The 20,289-nt window shown below is 65.2% G+C and carries 22 protein-coding genes and 1 pseudogene; 10 read left to right on the top strand and 13 right to left on the bottom strand.

Going from position 1 to position 20,289, the window contains the following annotated elements:
* Window positions 1-29 precede the first annotated feature (29 nt).
* From MESAU_RS15460 to MESAU_RS32230, 6 genes are all read left to right on the top strand, one after another.
* Window positions 30-1,064 carry an ABC transporter substrate-binding protein gene (locus MESAU_RS15460; protein WP_015316972.1) on the top strand — a complete coding sequence of 345 codons (1,035 nt, stop codon included), beginning with the start codon at window positions 30-32 and terminating at the stop codon, window positions 1,062-1,064.
* A gap of 210 nt (window positions 1,065-1,274) precedes the next feature.
* Window positions 1,275-2,822, top strand: a complete 1,548-nt coding sequence (locus MESAU_RS15455) for a sugar ABC transporter ATP-binding protein (protein ID WP_015316971.1) — start codon at window positions 1,275-1,277, stop codon at window positions 2,820-2,822.
* Complete coding sequence (locus MESAU_RS15450; protein ID WP_015316970.1) at window positions 2,819-3,793, top strand: ABC transporter permease; 975 nt, start codon at window positions 2,819-2,821, stop codon at window positions 3,791-3,793. The genes MESAU_RS15455 and MESAU_RS15450 overlap by 4 nt, the downstream gene beginning before the upstream one ends.
* Window positions 3,794-3,869: 76 nt before the next feature.
* Window positions 3,870-4,868 (top strand): ABC transporter permease, encoded by a 999-nt coding sequence (locus MESAU_RS15445; RefSeq protein WP_015316969.1) that lies wholly within the window; start codon window positions 3,870-3,872, stop codon window positions 4,866-4,868.
* A 58-nt stretch (window positions 4,869-4,926) separates the two neighbouring features.
* Window positions 4,927-5,592 carry a nucleoside hydrolase gene (locus MESAU_RS15440; protein ID WP_280739562.1) on the top strand — a complete coding sequence of 222 codons (666 nt, stop codon included), beginning with the start codon at window positions 4,927-4,929 and terminating at the stop codon, window positions 5,590-5,592.
* Window positions 5,535-5,900: a nucleoside hydrolase gene (locus tag MESAU_RS32230; RefSeq protein WP_280739561.1), complete on the top strand. Its 366-nt coding sequence runs from the start codon at window positions 5,535-5,537 to the stop codon at window positions 5,898-5,900. The genes MESAU_RS15440 and MESAU_RS32230 overlap by 58 nt, the downstream gene beginning before the upstream one ends.
* A 116-nt stretch (window positions 5,901-6,016) precedes the next feature.
* Here MESAU_RS32230 and MESAU_RS15435 read toward each other — a convergent pair whose 3' ends face one another.
* From MESAU_RS15435 to MESAU_RS15405, 7 genes and pseudogenes are all read right to left on the bottom strand, one after another.
* Window positions 6,017-6,325 carry a DUF1236 domain-containing protein gene (locus tag MESAU_RS15435; protein WP_015316968.1) on the bottom strand — a complete coding sequence of 103 codons (309 nt, stop codon included), beginning with the start codon at window positions 6,323-6,325 and terminating at the stop codon, window positions 6,017-6,019.
* 69 nt (window positions 6,326-6,394) lie between these two features.
* Window positions 6,395-6,619 carry a hypothetical protein gene (locus tag MESAU_RS30235; RefSeq protein WP_015316967.1) on the bottom strand — a complete coding sequence of 75 codons (225 nt, stop codon included), beginning with the start codon at window positions 6,617-6,619 and terminating at the stop codon, window positions 6,395-6,397.
* A gap of 773 nt (window positions 6,620-7,392) precedes the next feature.
* Window positions 7,393-7,994: pseudogene (locus MESAU_RS15425) on the bottom strand (cupin domain-containing protein).
* Between the two features lie 105 nt (window positions 7,995-8,099).
* Window positions 8,100-8,408, bottom strand: coding sequence for a DUF982 domain-containing protein (locus MESAU_RS15420; protein WP_015316965.1), 309 nt, complete (start codon window positions 8,406-8,408; stop codon window positions 8,100-8,102).
* A gap of 117 nt (window positions 8,409-8,525) precedes the next feature.
* On the bottom strand, window positions 8,526-8,750 hold the full coding sequence (locus MESAU_RS15415) for a hypothetical protein (protein ID WP_015316964.1): 225 nt from the start codon (window positions 8,748-8,750) through the stop codon (window positions 8,526-8,528).
* 61 nt (window positions 8,751-8,811) lie between these two features.
* Complete coding sequence (gene groL, locus MESAU_RS15410; RefSeq protein ID WP_015316963.1) at window positions 8,812-10,443, bottom strand: chaperonin GroEL; 1,632 nt, start codon at window positions 10,441-10,443, stop codon at window positions 8,812-8,814.
* A 59-nt stretch (window positions 10,444-10,502) separates the two neighbouring features.
* Window positions 10,503-10,817, bottom strand: coding sequence for a co-chaperone GroES (locus tag MESAU_RS15405; RefSeq protein ID WP_015316962.1), 315 nt, complete (start codon window positions 10,815-10,817; stop codon window positions 10,503-10,505).
* 391 nt (window positions 10,818-11,208) lie between these two features.
* Here MESAU_RS15405 and MESAU_RS15395 point away from each other — a divergent pair, with 391 nt between their 5' ends.
* The gene (locus MESAU_RS15395; RefSeq protein ID WP_015316961.1) at window positions 11,209-11,487 is read left to right on the top strand and encodes an usg protein; all 279 of its coding nucleotides are present in this window, start codon (window positions 11,209-11,211) and stop codon (window positions 11,485-11,487) included.
* Window positions 11,488-11,781: 294 nt separating this feature from the next.
* On the opposite strand, the gene MESAU_RS15390 is transcribed toward MESAU_RS15395, so the two are convergent.
* Both MESAU_RS15390 and MESAU_RS15385 read right to left on the bottom strand, forming a co-directional pair.
* Entirely contained in the window at window positions 11,782-13,284 is a 1,503-nt protein-coding gene (locus MESAU_RS15390; RefSeq protein WP_015316960.1) for a helicase HerA domain-containing protein, read from the bottom strand.
* Window positions 13,285-13,622: 338 nt separating this feature from the next.
* On the bottom strand, window positions 13,623-14,330 hold the full coding sequence (locus MESAU_RS15385; protein ID WP_015316959.1) for a glutathione S-transferase family protein: 708 nt from the start codon (window positions 14,328-14,330) through the stop codon (window positions 13,623-13,625).
* 198 nt (window positions 14,331-14,528) lie between these two features.
* Here MESAU_RS15385 and MESAU_RS15380 point away from each other — a divergent pair, with 198 nt between their 5' ends.
* The gene (locus MESAU_RS15380; RefSeq protein ID WP_015316958.1) at window positions 14,529-14,837 is read left to right on the top strand and encodes a hypothetical protein; all 309 of its coding nucleotides are present in this window, start codon (window positions 14,529-14,531) and stop codon (window positions 14,835-14,837) included.
* Between the two features lie 21 nt (window positions 14,838-14,858).
* Here MESAU_RS15380 and MESAU_RS15375 read toward each other — a convergent pair whose 3' ends face one another.
* The 3 genes from MESAU_RS15375 to MESAU_RS15365 all read right to left on the bottom strand — a co-directional run bounded on the left by MESAU_RS15375 (window position 14,859) and on the right by MESAU_RS15365 (window position 17,664).
* Window positions 14,859-15,689 carry an aldo/keto reductase gene (locus MESAU_RS15375; protein ID WP_015316957.1) on the bottom strand — a complete coding sequence of 277 codons (831 nt, stop codon included), beginning with the start codon at window positions 15,687-15,689 and terminating at the stop codon, window positions 14,859-14,861.
* 87 nt (window positions 15,690-15,776) lie between these two features.
* Window positions 15,777-16,409 carry a Vgb family protein gene (locus tag MESAU_RS15370; RefSeq protein WP_015316956.1) on the bottom strand — a complete coding sequence of 211 codons (633 nt, stop codon included), beginning with the start codon at window positions 16,407-16,409 and terminating at the stop codon, window positions 15,777-15,779.
* A gap of 34 nt (window positions 16,410-16,443) precedes the next feature.
* The gene (locus tag MESAU_RS15365; protein WP_015316955.1) at window positions 16,444-17,664 is read right to left on the bottom strand and encodes a hypothetical protein; all 1,221 of its coding nucleotides are present in this window, start codon (window positions 17,662-17,664) and stop codon (window positions 16,444-16,446) included.
* Between the two features lie 289 nt (window positions 17,665-17,953).
* Between MESAU_RS15365 and MESAU_RS15360 the strand changes: the two genes are divergently transcribed.
* Window positions 17,954-18,700 carry a DUF899 domain-containing protein gene (locus MESAU_RS15360; RefSeq protein ID WP_015316953.1) on the top strand — a complete coding sequence of 249 codons (747 nt, stop codon included), beginning with the start codon at window positions 17,954-17,956 and terminating at the stop codon, window positions 18,698-18,700.
* A gap of 99 nt (window positions 18,701-18,799) precedes the next feature.
* Window positions 18,800-19,063 carry a hypothetical protein gene (locus tag MESAU_RS15355; RefSeq protein WP_041163405.1) on the top strand — a complete coding sequence of 88 codons (264 nt, stop codon included), beginning with the start codon at window positions 18,800-18,802 and terminating at the stop codon, window positions 19,061-19,063.
* Window positions 19,064-19,105: 42 nt separating this feature from the next.
* Here the strand turns inward: MESAU_RS15355 and MESAU_RS15350 are convergent, their stop codons facing one another.
* Window positions 19,106-20,104 (bottom strand): bestrophin family protein, encoded by a 999-nt coding sequence (locus MESAU_RS15350; protein WP_015316951.1) that lies wholly within the window; start codon window positions 20,102-20,104, stop codon window positions 19,106-19,108.
* Window positions 20,105-20,289: the final 185 nt, after the last annotated feature.

The raw sequence follows: 20,289 nt of genomic DNA, 5'->3' as shown, positions 1-20,289 counted from the left end.
ACTGAAAAACAATGTGGAGGAAGACTGAAATGAAGAACTATCTGACCATGGTCCCGCTGCTTGCCAGCGCGGCGCTGCTGGCCTCGGTGGGCGTGTCGTCCGCTGCCGGCAAATACACGATCGGCATTTCCAACACCGTGCAGGGCAATGGCTGGCGCGAGGAAATGGTTTGCGCCATGAAGGCGCAGGCGCTCGCCTCCGGCGAAGTGACCAAGCTCAACATCGCCCACCGCAACACCGATGCCGCCGGCCAGCTGGAAGACATCCGCAACCTGATCAGCGCCAAGGTCGACGCCATCGTCGTCAACCCCGCCGACCCGGCCGGCATCAAGGCCGGCCTGGAAGAAGCCACCAAGGCCGGCATCGTCGTCGTCGCCGTCGACCAGGCGGTCACCGAGCCGTCGGCCTACATCATTTCCAACAATCAGGAGCAGTATGCGTATCTCGGCGCCAAATGGCTGTTCCAGCAGATGGGCGGCAAGGGCGAGGTGTTTTACATGCGCGGCGCGGCGGGCGCTTCGGCCGATAGCGATCGCGACAAAGGCTTCAAGAAGGCACTGGCCGAATTCCCCGACGTGAAGGTGGCGCAGGAGGTCTTCACCGGCTGGCAGCAGGACCAGGCCAAGCAGCAGATGCTGTCTTTCCTGGCCACCGGCACGCCGTTCAACGGCGTGTGGACGTCGGGCATCGATAACGTCATCGTCGACGCGCTGGTCGAATCGCAGGCGCCGCTGGTGCCCGTGGTCGGCGCCGACAATGCCGGCTTCGTCGGCCAGCTGAGCTCGGTCAAGGGCCTCGTGGGTGCCGCCGTCACCAACCCCGGCTCGATCGGTGGTGCCGGCGTGACGCTGGCGCTGCAGATCCTCGACGGCAAGAAGCCGGCCCAGCAGACCGTGCTGGTCGACCCGCAGCTGTGGGAGAATGCCACCGAGGAAGGCAAGGCCAAGCTGAAAGCCGCCGCCGACCCGTCGCTGAGCCCTGAATGGCCGGTCTCGATCATGATCCCCGACTGGACGACGTATACCAAGGACCAGATCGTGGCCTGCAAGGGCCCGGGCGAGTAAGCAGCGGCTTTGCTGACCATGGTCGGCGCCGCCCCTCACTGTCCTGCCGGACATCTCTCCCCGTAAAAACGGGGAGAGAGGAGCTGGCCGCAACGCCGGAAGGCAAGCCCCCTCTCCCCGTCTCTATACGGGGAGAGGATGCCGGCAGGCAGGTGAGGGGCGGCGCCGACGCTGCAAACTGTTTGAGCTTCAAATCGAGACCCAAATCATTTGACCACCAGTCCCCTCCTCGACGCGTCAGGCGTCGCCAAGAACTACGGCGCGGTCGCGGCTCTCCGCGATGCGTCGCTCTCCGTGCTGCCGGGCGAGGTGCATGCGCTGATGGGTGCCAATGGCGCCGGCAAGTCGACGCTGGTGAAGATCCTGACCGGCGCGATATCAGCCAATGCCGGACGCATCCTGATCCGTGGCGAGGCGCGCGACATACGCTCGCCGGCCGCCGCGCGCCGGGCCGGGCTGCTGCCTGTCTACCAGGAGCCGTCGCTGATCCCCGATCTCGATGTGCTGTCCAATCTGCGGCTGACCGGCACGCCGGTCGAGCCGTTCCGCGCCTGGGTACGCGAACTCGGCATACCTGACCTCGACCTGCGCGACACCGCGCGCGACATCCCGCTCGCCATCCTGCGCGTGCTCGACCTGGCCCGCGCGCTGGCCGTCGAGCCCGACGTGCTGCTGCTCGACGAGATGACGGCCGCACTCCCCGCCAACCTTGCCGAAAAGGTGCTGGAAGTGGTGCGCCGGCAGGGCGACGCCGGCCGCGCCGTGATCTTCATCTCCCACCGCTTCGTCGAAATCTCGGCCCTTTGCGACCGCGCCACGGTGCTGCGCGACGGCGCGACCGTCGGCGTCGTCGACATCGTGCCGGGCGTCGAGGAAAAGATCGTCGAGCTGATGCTCGGCACTCGCATCGTCAAGACCCATGTCGCCGCCCGCGGCGCCAGCGAAGAGGCCCGCCCCCCTGCCCGCCCGCGCATCGCCGTGCGAAACCTGCGCGTCGGGACCAAGCTCAGCGACGTCTCCTTCGATCTCCGCGATGGCGAGGTGGCCGGCGTCGTGGCGCTGGAAGGCCAGGGCCAGGACGAACTGTTCGCCGCCCTTGCCGGCTCGATCAAACCATCGGGCGGCACGATCGAGGTCGACGGCAGCCCGGTGAAATTCGCCCACCCGATCGACGCCATCCGATCGGGGATCGCCTATGTGCCGGGCGACCGTTCCGAGGCGCTCGCCATGCAGCGCTCGGTGCGCGAGAACATTGCGCTCCCCTTCAGCGCCGCCCTGCGCAACTGGGGGCCTATTCGTATGCGCAAGGAGCGCGCCACCGTGGCGAGCGCCATCCAACGCCTGCAGATCGACACCCGCGCGCAAGGCGAGGTGCAGCGCCTGTCCGGCGGCAACCAGCAAAAGGTCACCATAGCCCGCTGGATCGCGGCCGACGCGCGCACCATCCTGTGTTTCGACCCGACGCGCGGCATCGATGTCGGCACCAAGCAGGAGATCTATCGTCTGCTGCGCGAGCTCGCCGGCAACGGCAAGTCGGTTCTGTTCTACACCTCGGAACTGGAAGAAGTGCAGCGCGTCTGCGACCGCGTCATCGTCATCTTCGGCGGCCGCCTGGTCGATATTTTCCCTGTCGAGGAGGCCGACGAGCCGACGCTGATGCGCGCCGCCTACGGCCTGCCGCGCGGCGTCAAGGCGGATATCGGTATTTTGGCCGCACCCACGGCGAATGCTTCCGATGCGCCGGAGGCAACGCCATGAGCCATTTCCTGCGCCGGCAAGGCTGGGTAACAGGCCTGTTCGCCCTCCTCGTCATCCTGTTCATCGCCACCAAGATCATCCAGCCCGGCTATGGCAGCGGCGATTTCGGCTCGCTGGCGCGGGCCGTACTGCCCTACGCCTTTGCCGTCGCCGCGCAGACGGTCGTCGTCATCGCCGGCGGCATCGATCTCTCGGTCGCCGCCATGATGGCGTTGACCAGCGTCACCGCCGCCTCGATGATGGCGGGCGCGAGCGAGGAATACGCGCTGTTCGTGGTGCCTTTCGTGCTCGCCATGGGGTTCGTGCTGGGCGCCGTCAACGGGATGCTCATCGTCGTTACCCGCGTGCCGGACATCGTCGTCACGCTGGCCATGCTGTTCGTGCTGCAAGGCGCGGCCCTTCTGGTGCTCGGCGCCCCGGGCGGCGCGGCGGCCGAATGGCTGAAGGCGCTGATCTCGGGCACCGTGCCGATCCCGGGCCTGCCCGACGCCGTCGACGCGTGGCTGCCCAAGGCGCTGCTGGTGCTGATCGTCTGCCTCTGCATCGTCTGGATACCGCTTCGACGGTCGCGCCTCGGCCTTTCCATCTACGCCATCGGCTCCAGCGAACTGGCGGCGTTCCGCAGCGGCGTGCCTGTCGCCCGCACCAGGGTCATCGCCTACGCGCTGTCAGGCCTGTTCGCGGCCATGGGCGGGTTGGCGCTGACCATGAGCACGGGCATCGGCGCGCCGATCCCCGGCCCCTATCTGCTGGCCAGCGTCGCCGCGGTCGTGCTGGGCGGCGTGGCGCTCGGCGGCGGCAAGGGCGGCCTGCTCGGCCCCATCGTCGCCGTCTTCGTGCTGCGGCTGGTGCGCACGGATCTCACCTTGCTCGCCATCGACCCCAACGTCACCGCCATCATCGAAGGCCTGATCATGGTCGCCGTGGTGATGTTCGGCGCCTTCATCACGATGCGAGGGCGGCAATCATGAAATTCACTCGCCGTAGAGCACCATCCTTCCAGAACGCCACCACCAAGCCCACCTCCTCGCGAGCAGGAGCCAACCCATGAGCACCACCGCGATCACGCCCGGGCCGGTCCCCTTCGGCCGCCGCATAAAACGCTTCATGGCCGACCGGCCCCTCATCCCGCTGATCATCCTGCTGGTCATCCTGGTGGTGATCCTGCAGATCCTGCGCCCCGGCATCGTCAACGAGCGCTGGATCGCCAACACCATCAAATTTGCCATTCCGCTGGCGATCCTCGCCGGCTGCCAGACCATGACCATGCTGACCGGCGGCATCGACCTTTCGGTCGGCACGGTGGCGACGATGAGCGCCTTCATCATGGCAACGCAGATCGTCAGCCAGGACCCGGCTGTGGCCTTCCTCCTGGCGATGATGCCGGCGGTGCTGATCGGCCTCGTCAATGGCATCGGCGTCGGTGTCTTCCGCGTCCATCCGCTGATCATGACGCTGGGCACCAGCCTGATCGGCACCGGCTGCCTGCAGGTCTACCAGCGCACGGTGATCGCGTCCGGTGCCAAGATCCCCGACTTTCTCGCCTGGCTGGGGACCGGCGTCACCCCCGTACTCGGCTTTGCCTTCCCCAACGCGCTGCTGCTGTTCGTTCCGTTGGCGGCTCTCATCGTCTTCACGCTCGCCCGCACCGGCTTCGGCCGCCTGCTCTACGCCGTCGGCGATAATGAGCGCGCGACGCGCCTGTCGGGCGTGCAATACTGGCAGGTCATCACGGCGCTCTACGTCACCTCCAGCGTGCTCGCCGGCATCACCGGCTTGCTCTACATCGGCCTGATCAAGGCGCCATCGCTGTCGCTCGCCGAACCGCTGGTGCTGCCATCGGTCGCCGCCGCCGTCATCGGCGGCACTTCCATCTTCGGCGGCCGCGGCGGCTACACCGGCACCATCATCGGCGCGCTGATCCTGACGGTGCTGACGACGCTGCTGACGATTTTGCAGATGCCGGAGGGAGCAAGGCGCATCCTGTTCGGGTTGATCGTCCTGTTCGTGACCGCGGCCTATCTGCGCATTGTCGAGGACAAGTAGGCGCGGGCCGGGACTATTGGCACGGGGCAGCCGCCCCGCCGACAAGGGAGACGAAGTCATGGAAAAGATCATCCTGGACTGCGATCCGGGGCACGACGACGCCATCGCCATCCTGCTTGCGGCGGGAAACCCGAATATCGACCTTCTCGGCATCACGACGGTTTCGGGAAACCACAATGTCGAGAACACCACGCGCAATGCTCTGGCCGTATGCACGGCCTACGGCATCAAGGTGCCGGTGGCGAAGGGCTCACCCGGCCCGCTCATCGGCGAGCAGGTGCTGGCCGTCGAAATCCATGGCGATACCGGGCTCGACGGCCCCGTCCTGCCGCCCGCCTCGTTCGAACTCGACAAGCGGCATGCCGTCGACTTCATCATCGACACGGTCATGGCGCACGAGCCGAAAACCATCACGCTGGTGCCGGTCGGTCCCTACACCAACATCGCGCTCGCCATTCGCAAGGACCCACGCATCATCGGGCGGGTGAAGGGCGTCGTCGCGATGGGCGGAGCCTACACGCGCGGCAACATCACGCCAGCGGCGGAGTTCAATGTCTATGGCGACCCGGAGGCCGCCGACGTCGTGTTCCGCGCCGATTGGGATGTCACCATGGTGGGCCTCGACCTCACGCACCAGGCGCTGCCACTCCGGACCTGCAAAACAGGGTGCGCGCCGTCGGCGGCCCGATCGCCAAGTTCATCCTCGATATCTGGGAGTTCATAGCGACCACGCATGGCGGCCTCCTGCAGATCGAGTATCCAGCCGTCCACGACGCGTGCTGCGTCGCGGCCATGATCGACCCGACCGTCTTCACCACCGAGAAGGCCGATATCCGCGTCGAAATCGCCGGGCGGTGGACCAAGGGCATGACGGTCTGCAATTTCGAGAAGATGGGCGGGATGCACCATTTTGGCGGCACGGCGAGCGAGCAGGTCGACTTCCGCCATACCGTGGCGATGAAACTCGACCATCCGAAATTCTGCGGCCTGATCGTCGATGCGCTCGAGCGGTTAACCCACGCCAAGGCCTGACGGGTGAAGGTTTCGGCGATGTTCACAGGGATTAAGTGGCTCCGTATAGAAAGCCCGCCGCGCCATTTTTGCGGCACGGCGGGCCGCTCCCGTTGGCCAGGGACGAACTACCGGCATCACTCGATGATCTGCACGACCCTGCGTGTATCGGGGTCAACCAGAACCGCATGATCGCCGACAACAGTGTATTTGTATCTGACGTCGGGGACGTCGATTGTATGAAGCTCGACAGTGTCAGGGAGAGCGGAGCCGACGTTGAGTTCGACGCCGAGCAGGCTGACTGATGCGAGTTTTTGCTTGTGGATGTATTCGCGGACGACCGTCTGCTGCTCGGGCTTGAGAATTACGACGTCTCCCGCGAAGGAAGCACCAATTCCAGCCATAAGCGCGAGGGCCGCGACAGCGCCGACAAGATATCTTTTCATGACAAGTCCTTTTGTGAACCAAGAAACATTTTCAGAGGCCAGAATTATTCTGGCCTCTGCCGCAGCCAATCAGCCACCATTGGCAGGTGCCGCGGGCTTCGCGGGCGCTGAAGTGGCCGGAGCTTCCACCTTTGGCGCCTCAACCTTCACGTTGATGTCCTTCCCGCCGCCGCCACCGATGTTGATGACACCGGTAAATATCAGCAGGACAACGATAGCGATTACCGCAAGAACAATAGCGACCGCAGTGCCGCCACCACCTCCAGAATTAACAACAGTTGGACCGTCAGCCATGACTTTCTCCTCTCCTATTCTTTGAGTTGTCACCGGTCACCAACGGCTCCCGCTGCATTGCGTTCCCGGGCAAGGCTTAGGTCTAAGAATTGGCAAGACTGAAGTCGTATGCGGCAACCCATGTCTTGCCGATACGTTGGGTTTCGCGCCGGAGCAACGCAGCCAATCATCCATCATCGCGGAATCCAGCTCGACCGCCGGATATTCTGAGAGCGAGGCAAGCAGTGACATCAGCCCAGAGACCGAGCATCCACGACGACAATCGCCCCGCAAATGACAATGATGTTCAGGCCCCGGAAATCCCGTCGGGCCCGCCCGTCTGTCTGAGTGAGGACGCCAACATGGTCGATCTTGTCAGGCGAACCGAGCGCTTGGCCATCGCCGTTGTCGTGGGAATGGCGATCTGCCTGACGCTTATCCCGGCGATCTATGTTGCCCTCACCTACGGAATGTAGACGGTATATCAGTCGTCTGTCCGCTCCGAGGCAGGCGCAATCTCTTCACCACCTGCTTTCTCCAGGCTTGCTCCCATTGCGCCTGGCATGCCGGACATGTTCCCGCGCGCCATCAATCCCGAGAATCTCAGACAAAAAAGAACCCGCCCCGGCGTCAACCGAAGGCGGGCTCTCTCCGTTTTCCAGTCCGTTGATAAAGCATTCGACGGCTATCAACCTCCAATGCCCGAGAGCGTTCCACCGGAGTGATGAACTATGCTTCGATCTGCCCGTCGATCGTTCCGAGGCAGGGCCTGCTCTCTTTCGCCTTCGGCGAACTCAATCTTTCTTCCACGCCGCCAGCAGCGGGCCCTTGCTTCCATAGACGGGATCCTTGCGCGGACGGCCGACCTTGGGGATCGTCACCACCGCCTTGGCGTGGTCGGCGGTGGTCGTGCATTCGTCATAGGTACCGGCCGGCGGATAGGCGCCAACGACGAGAAAGTCGTCCGAAGCGGAGATGCGCTGGTGCCCCGTGCCGGCCGGAAGAACCGCGACATCGCCGGCCTTCAGCGCCAGCGTTCGGCCCTTCTTGCCGCCAAACCGGACCTTCGCCGTGCCACGCGCCACGCCGAGCACTTCGTGGATGCGCGAATGGTAGTGAACATAATCGTAGATGCCGTTGCCCAGCTGTCTCCCCAGCCATTGGCCGAGAAAAGCGCCTCTAACACGGCCGCGGGATCGAAGTCTTCCGGCAATCTCACTGCGCCGCGATAGACGACCAGCGGCCAGGACGGATGATTGGGCACCAGGCCATCATCGCCAAACCTGAACTCGTTCGCTTTGCGCGGCCTGACAAGGTCGGCCGCATGACGGCTGTCCGGTCTTGCGGCACCGGTCACCTGTTCGGCCACTTTCTTGATGCTTTGCAGGATGCTCATGACGTCGCCTCGCCTCGGGGAACCAACGCTGATTCAACCCGATGGCCATCGCTTGGTTCCCCGCGGGCTCGCGCCCGCCACCGCCGCGAGGCGGATCGCTGAAGATCAGGCGGACCTGCCGCCTCGCCCTGCCTGCAGCGCATTGTCCATCGCAGCGGCCGGCGAAACCATATCCGGCAGCAATATGTCGTTGCGGCGTGCGAAGGTGACCAGCGTCGCGCGCACCGTCTCCGGGTCGATCTCACCGGCGATGCCCGCCTTGCAGGCATTGAGGGCGACGGCATGGGCGCCGTTGCGGCTGGCGGCCGGCCAGTCCTGCAACAGCGCGTAGGCTTCCATCACGCTTTCGATCTTCCTCGGAAAGCCCATTCCGACCAGAATGGTCACCGGTTCTTCAAACTGCCAGCGATTCATGGCTTGTGCCTCCTCTCGATTGTGCGGACCCGCGGCGGGCCGAACACCGGAAGGCGCGGCCCGCCGCGTAAGGTTCATGGGACTGCCCGTAAGGTTCAGGGGACTGAATGTCAGCGCTCAGCCGCCGGCCGAGGCCTCGGACGCCTCCGACACCTGTTGCGCGGCCAGGAACATCAGCGTCGCGGCAACGGTCCGCCGCTTCCAGCCGGCGGCTTCGGCCCTGTCGAGCAGTTCCGCCAGCAGCGGCTTCAACGCACCGCGGCATTCGCTTTCATAGGCCAGGAACTCCTTTGCCTGATGTGTCGGCGCGGGCACGGGCCCAAGGTCAGCAAGCGCATCCATATCTCTCTCCCTTCAACCGATGCCCGCTCCCTGTCGAGGGAGCGGGCGGACTGGTCGGACCTCAGAAGTCCATGCCGGCGCCGGCCGGCATTGCCGGGCTGGCGGCTTCCTTCTTCGGCTTCTCGGCCACCATTGCCTCGGTGGTCACCAGCAGGCCGGCGACCGACGCGGCATCCTGCAGCGCGGTGCGCACCACCTTGGCGGGGTCGATCACGCCCTGGCCATAGAGATCGCCGAACTCGTTGGTCTGAGCGTTCCAGCCCCAGCCGAATTCGCCCTTCTCGCGCAGCTTGCCGACGATGATCGAGCCTTCAGCACCGGCATTTTCCGCGATCTGGCGGACCGGCGTCTCGATGGCGCGGCGCACGATCTCGACACCGGTCTTCTGGTCGGCATTGTCCGTCTGGACAGCATCGAGCGCCTTGGCGGCCCGAAGCAGCGCGACGCCGCCGCCGGGCAGCACGCCTTCCTCGACAGCCGCGCGGGTCGCGTGCAAGGCATCGTCGACGCGGTCCTTGCGCTCCTTGACCTCAACCTCGGTCGAGCCGCCGACGCGGATCACCGCGACACCACCGGCAAGCTTGGCCAGCCGCTCCTGCAGCTTCTCGCGGTCATAGTCGGAGGTGGTCTCCTCGATCTGGGCCTTGATCTGCGCGACGCGGCCCTGGATTTCTTCCTTGCGCCCGACGCCGTCGACGATGGTGGTGTTTTCCTTTTCGATCACCACCTTCTTGGCGCGGCCCAGCATCTCCAGCGTCACATTCTCGAGCTTGATGCCGAGATCCTCGGAGATCGCGGTGCCGCCGGTGAGGATCGCGATGTCTTCCAGCATGGCCTTGCGGCGGTCGCCGAAGCCCGGCGCCTTGACGGCCGCGACCTTGAGGCCGCCGCGCAGCTTGTTGACGACCAGCGTCGCCAGCGCCTCGCCCTCGACATCCTCGGCGATGATCAGCAGCGGCTTGCCCGACTGGACCACCGCTTCCAGCACCGGAAGCAGCGCCTGCAGGTTGGCGAGCTTCTTTTCGTGGATCAGCACGTAGGGCTCGTCAAGTTCGACGCGCATCTTGTCCTGGTTGGTGACGAAATAGGGCGAGAGATAGCCACGGTCGAACTGCATGCCTTCGACGACTTCCAACTCGGTCTCGGCTGTCTTGGCTTCCTCCACCGTAATGACGCCTTCATTGCCGACCTTCTCCATCGCTTCGGCGAGGAAGCGGCCGATCTCGGCGTCGCCATTGGCGGAGATGGTACCGACCTGCGCGATCTCGTCGTTGCGGGTCACCTTGCGGGCGTTGGCCTTCAGCTCGGCGACGACGGCGTCCACCGCCTTGTCGATGCCGCGCTTCAGGTCCATCGGGTTCATGCCCGAGGCAACGGCCTTGGCGCCCTCCTTGACGATGGCCTGGGCCAGCACGGTCGCGGTGGTGGTGCCGTCGCCAGCAAGGTCATTGGTCTTGGAGGCGACTTCGCGCACCATCTGCGCGCCCATGTTCTCGAACTTGTCCTCAAGCTCGATTTCCTTGGCGACGGTGACGCCATCCTTGGTAATGCGCGGCGCACCGAACGACTTGTCGATGACGACGTTGCGGCCCTTGGGACCGAGCGTCACCTTCACCGCATTGGCCAGGATATCGACGCCGCGCAGCATCTTCTCGCGCGCTTCGGTATGGAATTTTACCTCTTTGGCAGCCATTGGATCACTCCTCTATCTCTAGGCAGCATTCGTTGACTGGTGGATTTTCTAAGAAGCCGTCAGGCGGCCTTCTTCACTTGCGCGGTCTGTTCGATCACGCCCATCACGTCACTTTCCTTCATGATGAGCAGATCCTCGCCATTGAGCTTGATCTCGGTGCCGGACCATTTGCCGAAAAGGATACGGTCACCCACCCTGACATCCAGCTCGGTCAGTTTGCCGCTGTCGTCGCGCGCGCCGGGACCGACGGCGATGACTTCGCCTTCCTGCGGTTTTTCCTTGGCGGTATCGGGAATGATGATGCCGCCGGAGGTCTTTTCCTCGGCCTCGATGCGGCGGACCAAGATACGGTCATGCAATGGACGGAACGCCATGTCGTTCTCCTCTTGGGACAAACAGGTTTTCAGCTTCCTCCACACCGGACCGGCAATTCGGGCCGATGCGGAATGCGGCGACCCTTTGTCAGGCATCGCGCGCGCATATCGAGCTAGTTTTCCCTTTTTTCGGTTTCAAGAGGCCGGCCAGAAAATTTTAGCACTCACGCCGTCGGAGTGCCAACTCACTGTTATAGCGGTCTTATTCGCTCTGCGTCGGGAGCCGCCCCTTGAATTTACGCCTAGATCCGGCAAAATTATCCGAGCCGGTACCATCGCCGGCGCCGGAACCGCTCACCCTCTGAAGGAGTTGTTTACCGACGGCGCACATTGATGGGCCGAGAGACTTTTTCGCCGTTGCGGCCACCGCTGCCGCCGAAAGGAGACACGAATGATCGCAAGCGTCAGCAAGGAGTTCCGCCTCCAGATGGAAGGCTATGGCCTGACCACCGCACAAATCCATTACCGTCTGCCTGACCATCGGAGCCTGCTGCAGCTTTATGTCTGGCAGGACTACGACCTGGCGCCGGAGTTCCCCGAACTCAAGGGCTTTCTCTCCTATTGGGAGCGCGAATTGGACGGGCCGCTTCACTCCGTCCACATCGCCCACCACCGGCTCATCACCCCATCGGAATGGCGGGCGGTCGACGGTGTCATCACGGTCCAGTAAGGGCGGCGTCATCGCGCGGTGCTGACCTTACCAGAAGCCGACCAGCGACCTCACCATCGCCTTCGCACCCGCCGTCTGCGAGCAAGCTTCAGATACGATGATTGACCAGCGCCACGCCGAGCCCGGCAAGGATCGAGCCGCGGGTTCCCGGCACCAGCTACCTTGCGCCGCTTGCCGGGGACCGCGCAAGGGCCAGTGAGGCGATGCCGGCCGCCGCCAGGTCCGCCATCGAGAACCAGCGGATCAGCGTTCGTCGATGAGATCGCAGTGCCGCCACGGCCACGTTGGATGCCCTCACAAAGCCAGGCTTCCCTGCTCCGCCCCCTCGGCATTGGGATCGCCGGGCGCCGTTGCCCAGGCGAGTTCGACCAGCGTCACGGTGCGCTTCCCCGTGCCGTCGACCTGGCAGACGATGAGGCCCTGCTCCTCGATATAGGTGAGCAGCCGCCGGGCGCGGCGCATGGAATGCGAGCCGTAGGCGCGGGCGATCGCGCCATCGCTCGGGCACGGCCAGCCCTCCTTCGCCGCGCGCGCGATCATCATGAACACGCCTTGCATGTCCTCGGGCAGCAGCGAAGCGCGCACCGAGACGTCACGCCACACATCGTCCTCGCTGGCTTCGGCCCCCAGCCCGGCACGGGCGCGCGTCAACATGCGGCGGAAGGCGGGCAGATCAGGCACGACCGAGGCGAGCCCCTCGATGCGGCAGCGCACGACAAACTCCTGGTAGAGCACCCCGATCACGCGGAAGCCCGCGTCGGGTTGTGCAAGAATGGCGCGCAGCACGCGGTCCACCCGCTCGCGCCGCTCCGCCAGATCCTCGGCGCTGACTTGCGGCTCCGCCGGTTCGGGGCGGATTTCCAGCGCAGCCGACTTCGCTGCCATCAACTGGTCGAGCAGGTCCGGCGACGCCACCCGGCGCGGCGCGCGCATCGTCTCGGGCGGCGGGGCGGCCAGGATGATGGCGCGGGCATCCTCGAGCGCCGCCTCCGGCAGCGGCATCAGCTTGGGCGTGCCGTTGCGCGGGCTGGTGTCGGTCGGGCCGATGCGCAGGCCGAGCGGCCGGCGCGACAGTGCCGGCCCCAGCGCCATGAACTGGCCGCGCTCCAGATCGCGGAAGGCCTCCGCCTGCCGCCGCTCCATGCCCAGGAGATCGGCCGCGCGCGCCATATCGATATCGAGGAAGGTGCGGCCCATCAGGAAATTGGAGGCTTCCGCCGCGACGTTCTTGGCGAGCTTGGCCAGCCGCTGCGTGGCGATGATGCCGGCAAGCCCGCGCTTGCGGCCCCGGCACATCAGGTTGGTCATGGCGCCGAGCGAAAGCTTGCGCGCCTCGTCCGACACCTCGCCGGCCACCGCCGGCGCGAAAAGCTGAGCTTCGTCGACCACCACCAGCATCGGGTACCAGTGGTCGCGCGCGACCTCGAACAGCCCGCCGAGGAAAGCGGCGGCGCGCCGCATCTGGTTCTCGGCATCGAGGCCTTCGAGGTTGAGCACGGTCGAGACGCGGTGGATGCGCGCCCGCTCGCCGGCCGCCTGCAGGCCGCGCTCGGTATGCTCCTCGGCATCGATCACCAGATGGCCGTAGCGTTCGCCCAGAGATACGAAGTCGCCTTCCGGATCAATGATGGTCTGCTGCACCCAAGGCGCGCTCTGTTCCAAGAGGCGCCGCAAGAGGTGCGACTTGCCGGACCCCGAATTGCCCTGCACCAGAAGGCGGGTCGCCAGCAACTCCTCGAGATCGAGTTTCGCCGGCGCGCCCGCTGTCGTGTGTCCCATCTCGATCGCAACGGTCATGCCAGACTCATCAGCTCCTTCGCGGACGGGCTTAGCAATCCGATCGCGGCCCGTCGAGCGTGGCATGGCCGGCGATTCGCGTTGCGCACAGCCGAGACAATGAAGATCTGGCCGCGATGGACGGCCGCAATCCGGCGGGCCTGCCGGATTGCGGCCCTGACCTGTGGATAGTAACCACCTGTTCACCATGGGCCGGCGTTTCGATTGCGGCGGCCGGCCAGCCGCTTAGCCTGGCCTCTGCATCGCCCCCCAAAGCGATGCACCCCAACGCCCCCAAATGGCGGCCGGCGTTTTCAAGTTTCTCTCCAAACGTATACGCCGGTCGCCACCCCTTTCGACTACAGCCTCGGCGCCTCATGCGGCTCGACCTGTCCTGGGACTGGCGGCAATCGCGGCGCGTCCAGACCCTCGAAGGGATCACGCCAGGCGTTGATCGCTTCAAGCCGCCGATACCAGCGATCGACCAGTCGATAGTCGCCGAGCGGCAGGCCCGCGACATCGTTGAAAGGCAGGAAGGTCGCCATGCGGAAGTCGGCATAAGAAACTTCGTCTCCGACCAGCCATTGCCGGCCCGCAAGCGCGGTCTCCAGGATCGCCGCCGTCGTGTGAAACAGTTTCAGCCCATCCTCGACCAGTTGGTGATCGATCGGCCCGATGTGATAACGCTGCTTGGTGCCGCGCTCGAAATGCACCATGTCGCAGGCCCGCATGAAATTCTCCTTGCCCCAACTCAGCCAGCGGATCATCTCGGGCTCATCGTCGCCGCTGCGCCAGAAATCGGACCCCATGTCGCGCGACAACCGGCAGGCTATGGCGTCGGCCTCCCACAAGCTTCCGCCGAGCCAGACCAGTATGGGCAGGGAAAGGTTGGGGTTGAGGGGCCGGAATCGCTCCGCTTGCCCCGGCGCGAACGGCGACGCGAATTCGAAGGTCACCCTCGCCCCGAGATGACGCGCCACCGCGACCCCCAGGCGCGGATTGGGGTTGCGGCTGAAGTACAGTTTTGTTTCCACCCCAGCCGGCATCGGCTCGACTTCGTCACTCATGAATGCCTCTCCTTGTCTCGGCGACCGTCGCCAGATCAAGGACGGATGCGGCTGGTGCAATCCGACAAATCATCCACTCCCCGTGCGCCGGGCGGAACGAGCAGCCTATCGAAACAGGATGGGTTGCGCAAAGTTTGGGTTGACGGTCTCCGACGACGAGGCGACACTTCATCCCACAGCAAGGCAGGAGGAAATACGATGGACGAGCCCGACCGCTGGCGCCACATGTCGAGCGCGCCAAAAGACGGCAGCCGGATCCTCGTGACGGTCCGCCCATCCGAGCAGGGGCCGGCGGAAGTCGACCTCGCCTACTGGTCACGCGCCGATCAGTTCGGTGACGAGGGCTGGCGCGCCTCCGATTCCTCGCCCGGCCGCGTCGTCGAATATGCCGAACCGGAGCTGAAGTGCTGGATGCCGATGCCCTCGGCCAATCTCAGCCGGGGCGCCTCGATGCCGGCGCCGTGGGAAGGCGACGACGCGCAACAGCTGGACGGCTCGGGGATTTAGCGCGCCGACCGCTTCGTCCTGTCAGAACAGAAACGCCGCCGTCACCGGATTCGGACCGTTACGGCCGTCAGCCGAATCCATACCGGCGATCGTCTCCAGGTCCTGTGCGTCCAGTTCGAAATCGAAGACATCGAAATTGGCCGCGATGCGGTCCTGGCGCACCGACTTCGGGATGACGATCAGCCCTTGCTGGAGATGCCAGCGGATCATTGTCTGCGCGGTGGACTTGCCGTGTTTGCGGGCAATGCCTGATATGGTCGGGTCGCTCAGCAACCGGCCGCTGCCCAGCGGACTCCAGCTTTCCGTATGGATGTCGTGCCGGGCGTGAAATTCCCTCAGATCGCGCTGCTGGAAGCGCGGGTGCAGCTCGATCTGGTTGACGACGGGCGTCACGCCCGTCTCGCCGATGATGCGCTCCAGATGATCCCTGTTGAAATTCGAAACGCCGATCGACTTGATGCGGCCGGCCTGCTGCAGCTCGACGAGCGTCTTCCACGCCTCGACATATTTGTCCTGGCTGGGCACCGGCCAATGGATCAGGAACAGGTCGAGCTGCTCGACGCCGAGCTTCTTCATCGTGTCGTCGAAGGCCCGAAGCGCCGCATCGCGCTGGTGCGCGCCGTTGCGCAGCTTCGAGGTGATGAACAGCTCTGCCGCCGGCACGCCGGCGGCGCGGATCGCCTCGCCGACCCCTTCCTCGTTCCGGTAGCCCTCGGCGGTGTCGATCAGCCGGTAACCGGCCTGGATCGCCCAGCCCACCACCTGCGCCGTGATGTCGTGATCGACCTGCCAGACGCCAAGGCCAAGCTGGGGAATGGCGGTGCCGTCGTTCAACGTGATCTGTTCGGGCATGGGAGAATCCTTTTGTGGGGGATGGTCCAGCCTATCTAGGTTTGGCATCGCACAACGGCCAGTCGATTGGGGAAAATTCGCGGACCCTTATTTCGGCCGGCGCACCGCCCTCACCACGCCGGCGTTTCCGCTGCCGCAGAACAGTCGGTCGGCGCCATCGGATTCCAGCCCCGAGATGCCCATGTCGGCAGGCATGTCGAGCTTCTCCAGAACCTTGCCCGTCCGCGGGTCGACGCGGCGCAGATCGCTTTCGTCGCCCTCCCAGGTGGCGTGCCACAATTCGCCGTCGACCCAGGTCACCCCGGTGACGAACCGGTTGGATTCGATGGTGCGCAGGATCGCGCCGGTCTCGGGGTCGATCTGGTGGATCTTGCGCTCCCGGTGCTGGCCGACCCACAGCGTGCCTTCGGCCCAGGTCAGCCCGGAATCGCCGCCATTGCCGGGGGCTGGAATGGTGGAAAGCACCTCGCCCGTGTCGGGATCGATCTTCTGGATGCGGTCCTTGGCAAGCTGGAAGAAATGCCGGCCGTCATAGGCGGTGCCGGCATGTGCCGCGACATCAATCGAGCGCAAGGCCTGCCCGCTCTCCGGATCGAAGGCGTTCAGCCTGTCGCCCGAGGCGAACCAGACATTCTTGCCGTCAAAGCTTACCCCGGCCACTGTATTAGCACCGGGAAAGGGCCCGTATTCCCTCAAGATTTCGGCTGCCGAATGTTTCATGTCCTTGTCCCTCGATGGTGGTCGTCGTCACTTTCTAGCCATTGGGAAGCGGCGCGGGGAGTAACAAGGTGGTCGTGAAACCCGCCACCGGCGGCGTCATCCAGCGGCGCGCCCGGCCATGGCCGAAGGATTGTACCTTGCCGGCCTCGGCAAGCGGCTCAAGCGCCCGCTGCACGCTGCGCTGGCCGGTTCCAAGTGCCAGCGCCAGGGCCGAGCTCGACCAGGCCTCGCCGTCGGCCAGCAAGGCAAGCACGGCCGCGTGCCGTTCCTCGATCGGCCGCGCCAGCACCACCACTGCATGGGCCTGGCGCGGCACCAGCGTGAAGCCATGCCTGGTGGCGCTGATGCCGGCCAATGCGCGAAGCTCGGCACGCAGCCGCCCGATCTCGACGCGCAGGCGCGCGCGATGCGATTCATCGGCATGCTTGCCGCCGAAGGCCCGCGCCACGAGTTCCCCCCGCGAAACATCACCGGGCCATGCTTCGGCGAGCGTCCGCGCCAAGGCGAACAGCACAGGCCGGCTCGCCAGCGAAACCGTGGTCCGCCCAATGCGCACGGCGTAGCGGAAAGCATCGACGACCAGCGCCGGCGTTCCCTGCAATGCCTCGACCTCTTCGAGCAGCAGCGGCTGCTCCCTGCCCTGCGCGATCAGCCGCGCCGCGGGTGTCTCCAGTGCCAGCCACGCGCTGTCGACCTCCGCGATGAGGCCGGGAATGCCGGCCTTGCGAGCGGCATGGCGCGCCCACTCCAGCGCCGCGCGCGCCGGCCTGGTCCGCAGGCGCCGCATGGCGATACCGGCGACGGCGAGTTCGTGCGCGGCCCTTGCCGCCGGCGGCAGTGGCGCCGGGTCGAGCCCGGCCAGCACGTGCTCGGCCTCGTCGAGGCGGCCGATCAAGAGCAGGCGCCGCACCTTGAGGTGGCCGGCATGGGCCGCGTTCAACCGGTCGCCATGCTTTTCCAGCGCCGTGCGGGCCGCGTCGAGCGCCTTGGCCGGCCAGCCCAAATCACGCGAAACCAGCGCGATTTCGGCCTCGGCGACGACGCATCTGGCGCGCGCCACCGCCTCTTTCGGGCTGAAGGCACGCGCGGCCCGTCGCAACAAGAGCTTGGCGCGATCGAAGTCGCCGAGCTGCGCCATGGCAATGCCGCGCAGCGCCAGCGCCGGCGCATCCTCGCGCAGGGCAACGCGGTCGAGCGCGCCGAGTGGATCGCCGGCCGCCAGCGCCAGCGCTGCCGCGGTGATCAGCGAGTCCATTCAAATCCCGTCACACTTGTAACTCCCACCTCGGCGCAGCGCCGCCTAACTTACGTCAGTACCGTCAACCAGCAAGACGTGCCGGCAATGACGGCAGCAAGGGAGAACCAGAAATGCCTGCCTCCACCGACCTCGACCTCGACGCGGCCAATGATACGGCCAAGCACGCCGCACGCCACCCCTGCTGCGCCGGGCCGGATCTTTCGGATTTCGCCGCGCCTGCGGCTCCCCCACACGCCCAGGCAACACCACATCGCAACGACGCCACGACTGGCAAAGGAGAAGACCAATGACCATGACCATGAACACCCCACCGATCGTCTCACAGCAGGATTGGAACGCCGCGCACGAAAAGATGCTGGTGAAGGAGAAGGCGACGATGCGCGCCAGGGACGCGCTGTCGGCCGAACGCCGGCGCATGCCATGGACGGAAGTGGACAAGGCCTATGTCTTCGAGGGCCCTGACGGCAAGGTGAGCCTGCTCGACCTGTTCGAAGGCCGCCGCCAGCTCATCGTCTACCGCGCCTTCTTCGAGCCCGGCGTCTATGGCTGGCCCGATCATGCCTGCCGCGGCTGCTCGCTCGGCGCCGACCAGGTCGGCCACCTCGCCCATCTCAACGCCCGCGACACCACCCTCGCCTACGCCTCTCGCGCCCCGCAGGAAGACATTGCGCGGCTGAAGCAGCGGATGGGTTGGGAGATGCCCTGGTATACGATCACCGATAACTTCGACAAGGACTTCGGCGTCGACGAATGGCACGGCCACAACGTGTTCATCCATGACGGGAACCGCATCTTCCGCACCTATTTCATCAACAACCGCGGCGACGAGGCTTTGGGCACCGTCTGGAGCTATCTCGACATCACGCCGCTCGGCCGCCAGGAGGTGTGGGAAGACTCGCCCGAAGGCTATCCGCAGACGCCACTCTACAGCTGGTGGAACTGGCACGACAATTACGATGCCGGGGCCGACAAGAAATGGGCCGAAGTGTCAGCTGCCGGCGAGGCCGCGTTCCGCGACAAGGGCAACCAGTAAGCTGGCGCAAGCCCGTGCAGCCTGGGTTCCTCTCCCCGCCTCCGGCAGGGCCGAGGACCCCAGGTCATGACGGGCCGCAACCATCAAGGGAATAAGATCATGAGCGATATCCCTTCCGGCATCGGCAGCGTGCCCCCCGAAAATGTCGTCCCCCATGGCATAGCCGACTGGCTATGCCTCGCCGCGGCGCCGACCTTTGCGGTGATGGCGCTGCTTTCCCGTCTTCACGGCGGCGACGGGACCATGCTGTGCATGGGCGCCTCGCCGCTGGCCGGCTCGATCCTGAGCGGCATGCCGGCCATGTATCTGCTGATGAGCGCTTTCCATCTGGCGCCGTGGCTGAGGGTGATGTCCCGCCGCTAGGCGCTGAGAAGGCATGGCTCTGCCCGACTCCGGCGCCCGACCTCACGTCGCGATGTCATTGACCGGCAGCAATGGCTTGGGAAGATCGCTCTCGCCGAGCCCGGCGCGCATCTCGATCTCGATGTCGCGGCAGATTTGCGAGATCGGCACGTCGTTGGCGTTGCCCTCGAAAGGGTTGGCGCTGCTCTCGCCGACCTGGTCGAGGGACATGTAGGCCCAGCCCAGCAGCGTGCTGAACGGGATCGTCAGCCAGATGCCGATCGAGCCGAGCATGCCCCCCAGCTTGCCCATGTCCGCGAACACCGGAACCACGCCGAACGGCAGCAGCGTGCAGAAGATCATGACGAACATGGAACTGACGATGGCGTATTGCCGGGGATAGGGATTGTTCTTGATGCGGTCGCAGCGCGCCTGCTGGTCGTGGAAGTCGCGGATCAGCTTCGTCAGTTCGCCATGGATCTGCGGCGGGACCTTGGCGTCCTTGAACAGTGCATTGACCTGGACGGACTGCAATTCGAGCAGGGCTATCGCCGGACGAGGCGATTTCAGGACATCCGCGGTCTGGTCGCCCAGCAGCGGGCGTAATTCGTCGGTGATCGAACCCTTGTCCTCCTGAATGTGGTAACGCCGTCGGTATTCGATATTGGCGGCCTTCCCCATGGATTCCCACGGCATCGGCCGCCGCAGCGCATATCGCAGCGCCGTCATCCAGGCGATATGGCGGTAGATGAGCTGCCTGGCCGTCGGCGCATCGAGGAAATCCCGACAGAAATTCGACCATACGCGGCTGCTGGCCGTGATCTGCGTGAAGGCCTGCAGCGCCTCACTGCTGCGGGTGAACACCTGCGAGTTCTTGAAGCCGGCGACCAGCGACACCGTGGTGCCGAGCACCAGCACCACCGACCATGGCACGGAGAACCCGGCAATGCCCGGAAAGCGGTAGGCAGCCACGGCCAGCCCACTCACCACCACCATGTAGAGGACGCTGCGCCGTGACCACAGTGCGAAATCGATCACCTTGTAGGAACGGCCTACATACATTGAAATGCCCCTCAATCACGAACGGGCGGCAATCGGACCACCGGTAGCCTGACGCCTATCATATCGTTTGCACAGGGCGAAGAGCCGTCGACCGCGGTGTGCGCAGGACGCCGCCATGGGCACAGGATCTCGCCCGCGCCCGTGATCGTTCCCCCTATTTAAATTGCACTTCGGCTTGGCGAGTT

The sequence above is a fragment of the Mesorhizobium australicum WSM2073 genome (genome assembly GCF_000230995.2).
Classification (GTDB): Bacteria; Pseudomonadota; Alphaproteobacteria; order Rhizobiales; family Rhizobiaceae; genus Mesorhizobium; species Mesorhizobium australicum.
The sequence above is the reverse complement of the archived record's forward strand: the minus strand, read 5'-3'. Positions and strand labels throughout refer to the sequence as shown.

What these genes read in the sequence shown, in the direction of transcription:
- MESAU_RS15460 (WP_015316972.1), top strand. Translation starts at nt 30, where the DNA reads ATGAAGAACTATCTGACCATGGTCCCGCTGCTTGCCAGCGCGGCGCTG.
- MESAU_RS15450 (WP_015316970.1), top strand. Translation starts at nt 2,819, where the DNA reads ATGAGCCATTTCCTGCGCCGGCAAGGCTGGGTAACAGGCCTGTTCGCC.
- MESAU_RS15445 (WP_015316969.1), top strand. Translation starts at nt 3,870, where the DNA reads ATGAGCACCACCGCGATCACGCCCGGGCCGGTCCCCTTCGGCCGCCGC.
- MESAU_RS15440 (WP_280739562.1), top strand. Translation starts at nt 4,927, where the DNA reads ATGGAAAAGATCATCCTGGACTGCGATCCGGGGCACGACGACGCCATC.
- MESAU_RS15435 (WP_015316968.1), bottom strand. Translation starts at nt 6,325, where the DNA reads ATGAAAAGATATCTTGTCGGCGCTGTCGCGGCCCTCGCGCTTATGGCT.
- MESAU_RS30235 (WP_015316967.1), bottom strand. Translation starts at nt 6,619, where the DNA reads ATGGCTGACGGTCCAACTGTTGTTAATTCTGGAGGTGGTGGCGGCACT.
- MESAU_RS15420 (WP_015316965.1), bottom strand. Translation starts at nt 8,408, where the DNA reads ATGAATCGCTGGCAGTTTGAAGAACCGGTGACCATTCTGGTCGGAATG.
- MESAU_RS15415 (WP_015316964.1), bottom strand. Translation starts at nt 8,750, where the DNA reads ATGGATGCGCTTGCTGACCTTGGGCCCGTGCCCGCGCCGACACATCAG.
- groL (WP_015316963.1), bottom strand. Translation starts at nt 10,443, where the DNA reads ATGGCTGCCAAAGAGGTAAAATTCCATACCGAAGCGCGCGAGAAGATG.
- MESAU_RS15405 (WP_015316962.1), bottom strand. Translation starts at nt 10,817, where the DNA reads ATGGCGTTCCGTCCATTGCATGACCGTATCTTGGTCCGCCGCATCGAG.
- MESAU_RS15395 (WP_015316961.1), top strand. Translation starts at nt 11,209, where the DNA reads ATGATCGCAAGCGTCAGCAAGGAGTTCCGCCTCCAGATGGAAGGCTAT.
- MESAU_RS15390 (WP_015316960.1), bottom strand. Translation starts at nt 13,284, where the DNA reads ATGACCGTTGCGATCGAGATGGGACACACGACAGCGGGCGCGCCGGCG.
- MESAU_RS15385 (WP_015316959.1), bottom strand. Translation starts at nt 14,330, where the DNA reads ATGAGTGACGAAGTCGAGCCGATGCCGGCTGGGGTGGAAACAAAACTG.
- MESAU_RS15380 (WP_015316958.1), top strand. Translation starts at nt 14,529, where the DNA reads ATGGACGAGCCCGACCGCTGGCGCCACATGTCGAGCGCGCCAAAAGAC.
- MESAU_RS15375 (WP_015316957.1), bottom strand. Translation starts at nt 15,689, where the DNA reads ATGCCCGAACAGATCACGTTGAACGACGGCACCGCCATTCCCCAGCTT.
- MESAU_RS15370 (WP_015316956.1), bottom strand. Translation starts at nt 16,409, where the DNA reads ATGAAACATTCGGCAGCCGAAATCTTGAGGGAATACGGGCCCTTTCCC.
- MESAU_RS15365 (WP_015316955.1), bottom strand. Translation starts at nt 17,664, where the DNA reads ATGGACTCGCTGATCACCGCGGCAGCGCTGGCGCTGGCGGCCGGCGAT.
- MESAU_RS15360 (WP_015316953.1), top strand. Translation starts at nt 17,954, where the DNA reads ATGACCATGACCATGAACACCCCACCGATCGTCTCACAGCAGGATTGG.
- MESAU_RS15355 (WP_041163405.1), top strand. Translation starts at nt 18,800, where the DNA reads ATGAGCGATATCCCTTCCGGCATCGGCAGCGTGCCCCCCGAAAATGTC.
- MESAU_RS15350 (WP_015316951.1), bottom strand. Translation starts at nt 20,104, where the DNA reads ATGTATGTAGGCCGTTCCTACAAGGTGATCGATTTCGCACTGTGGTCA.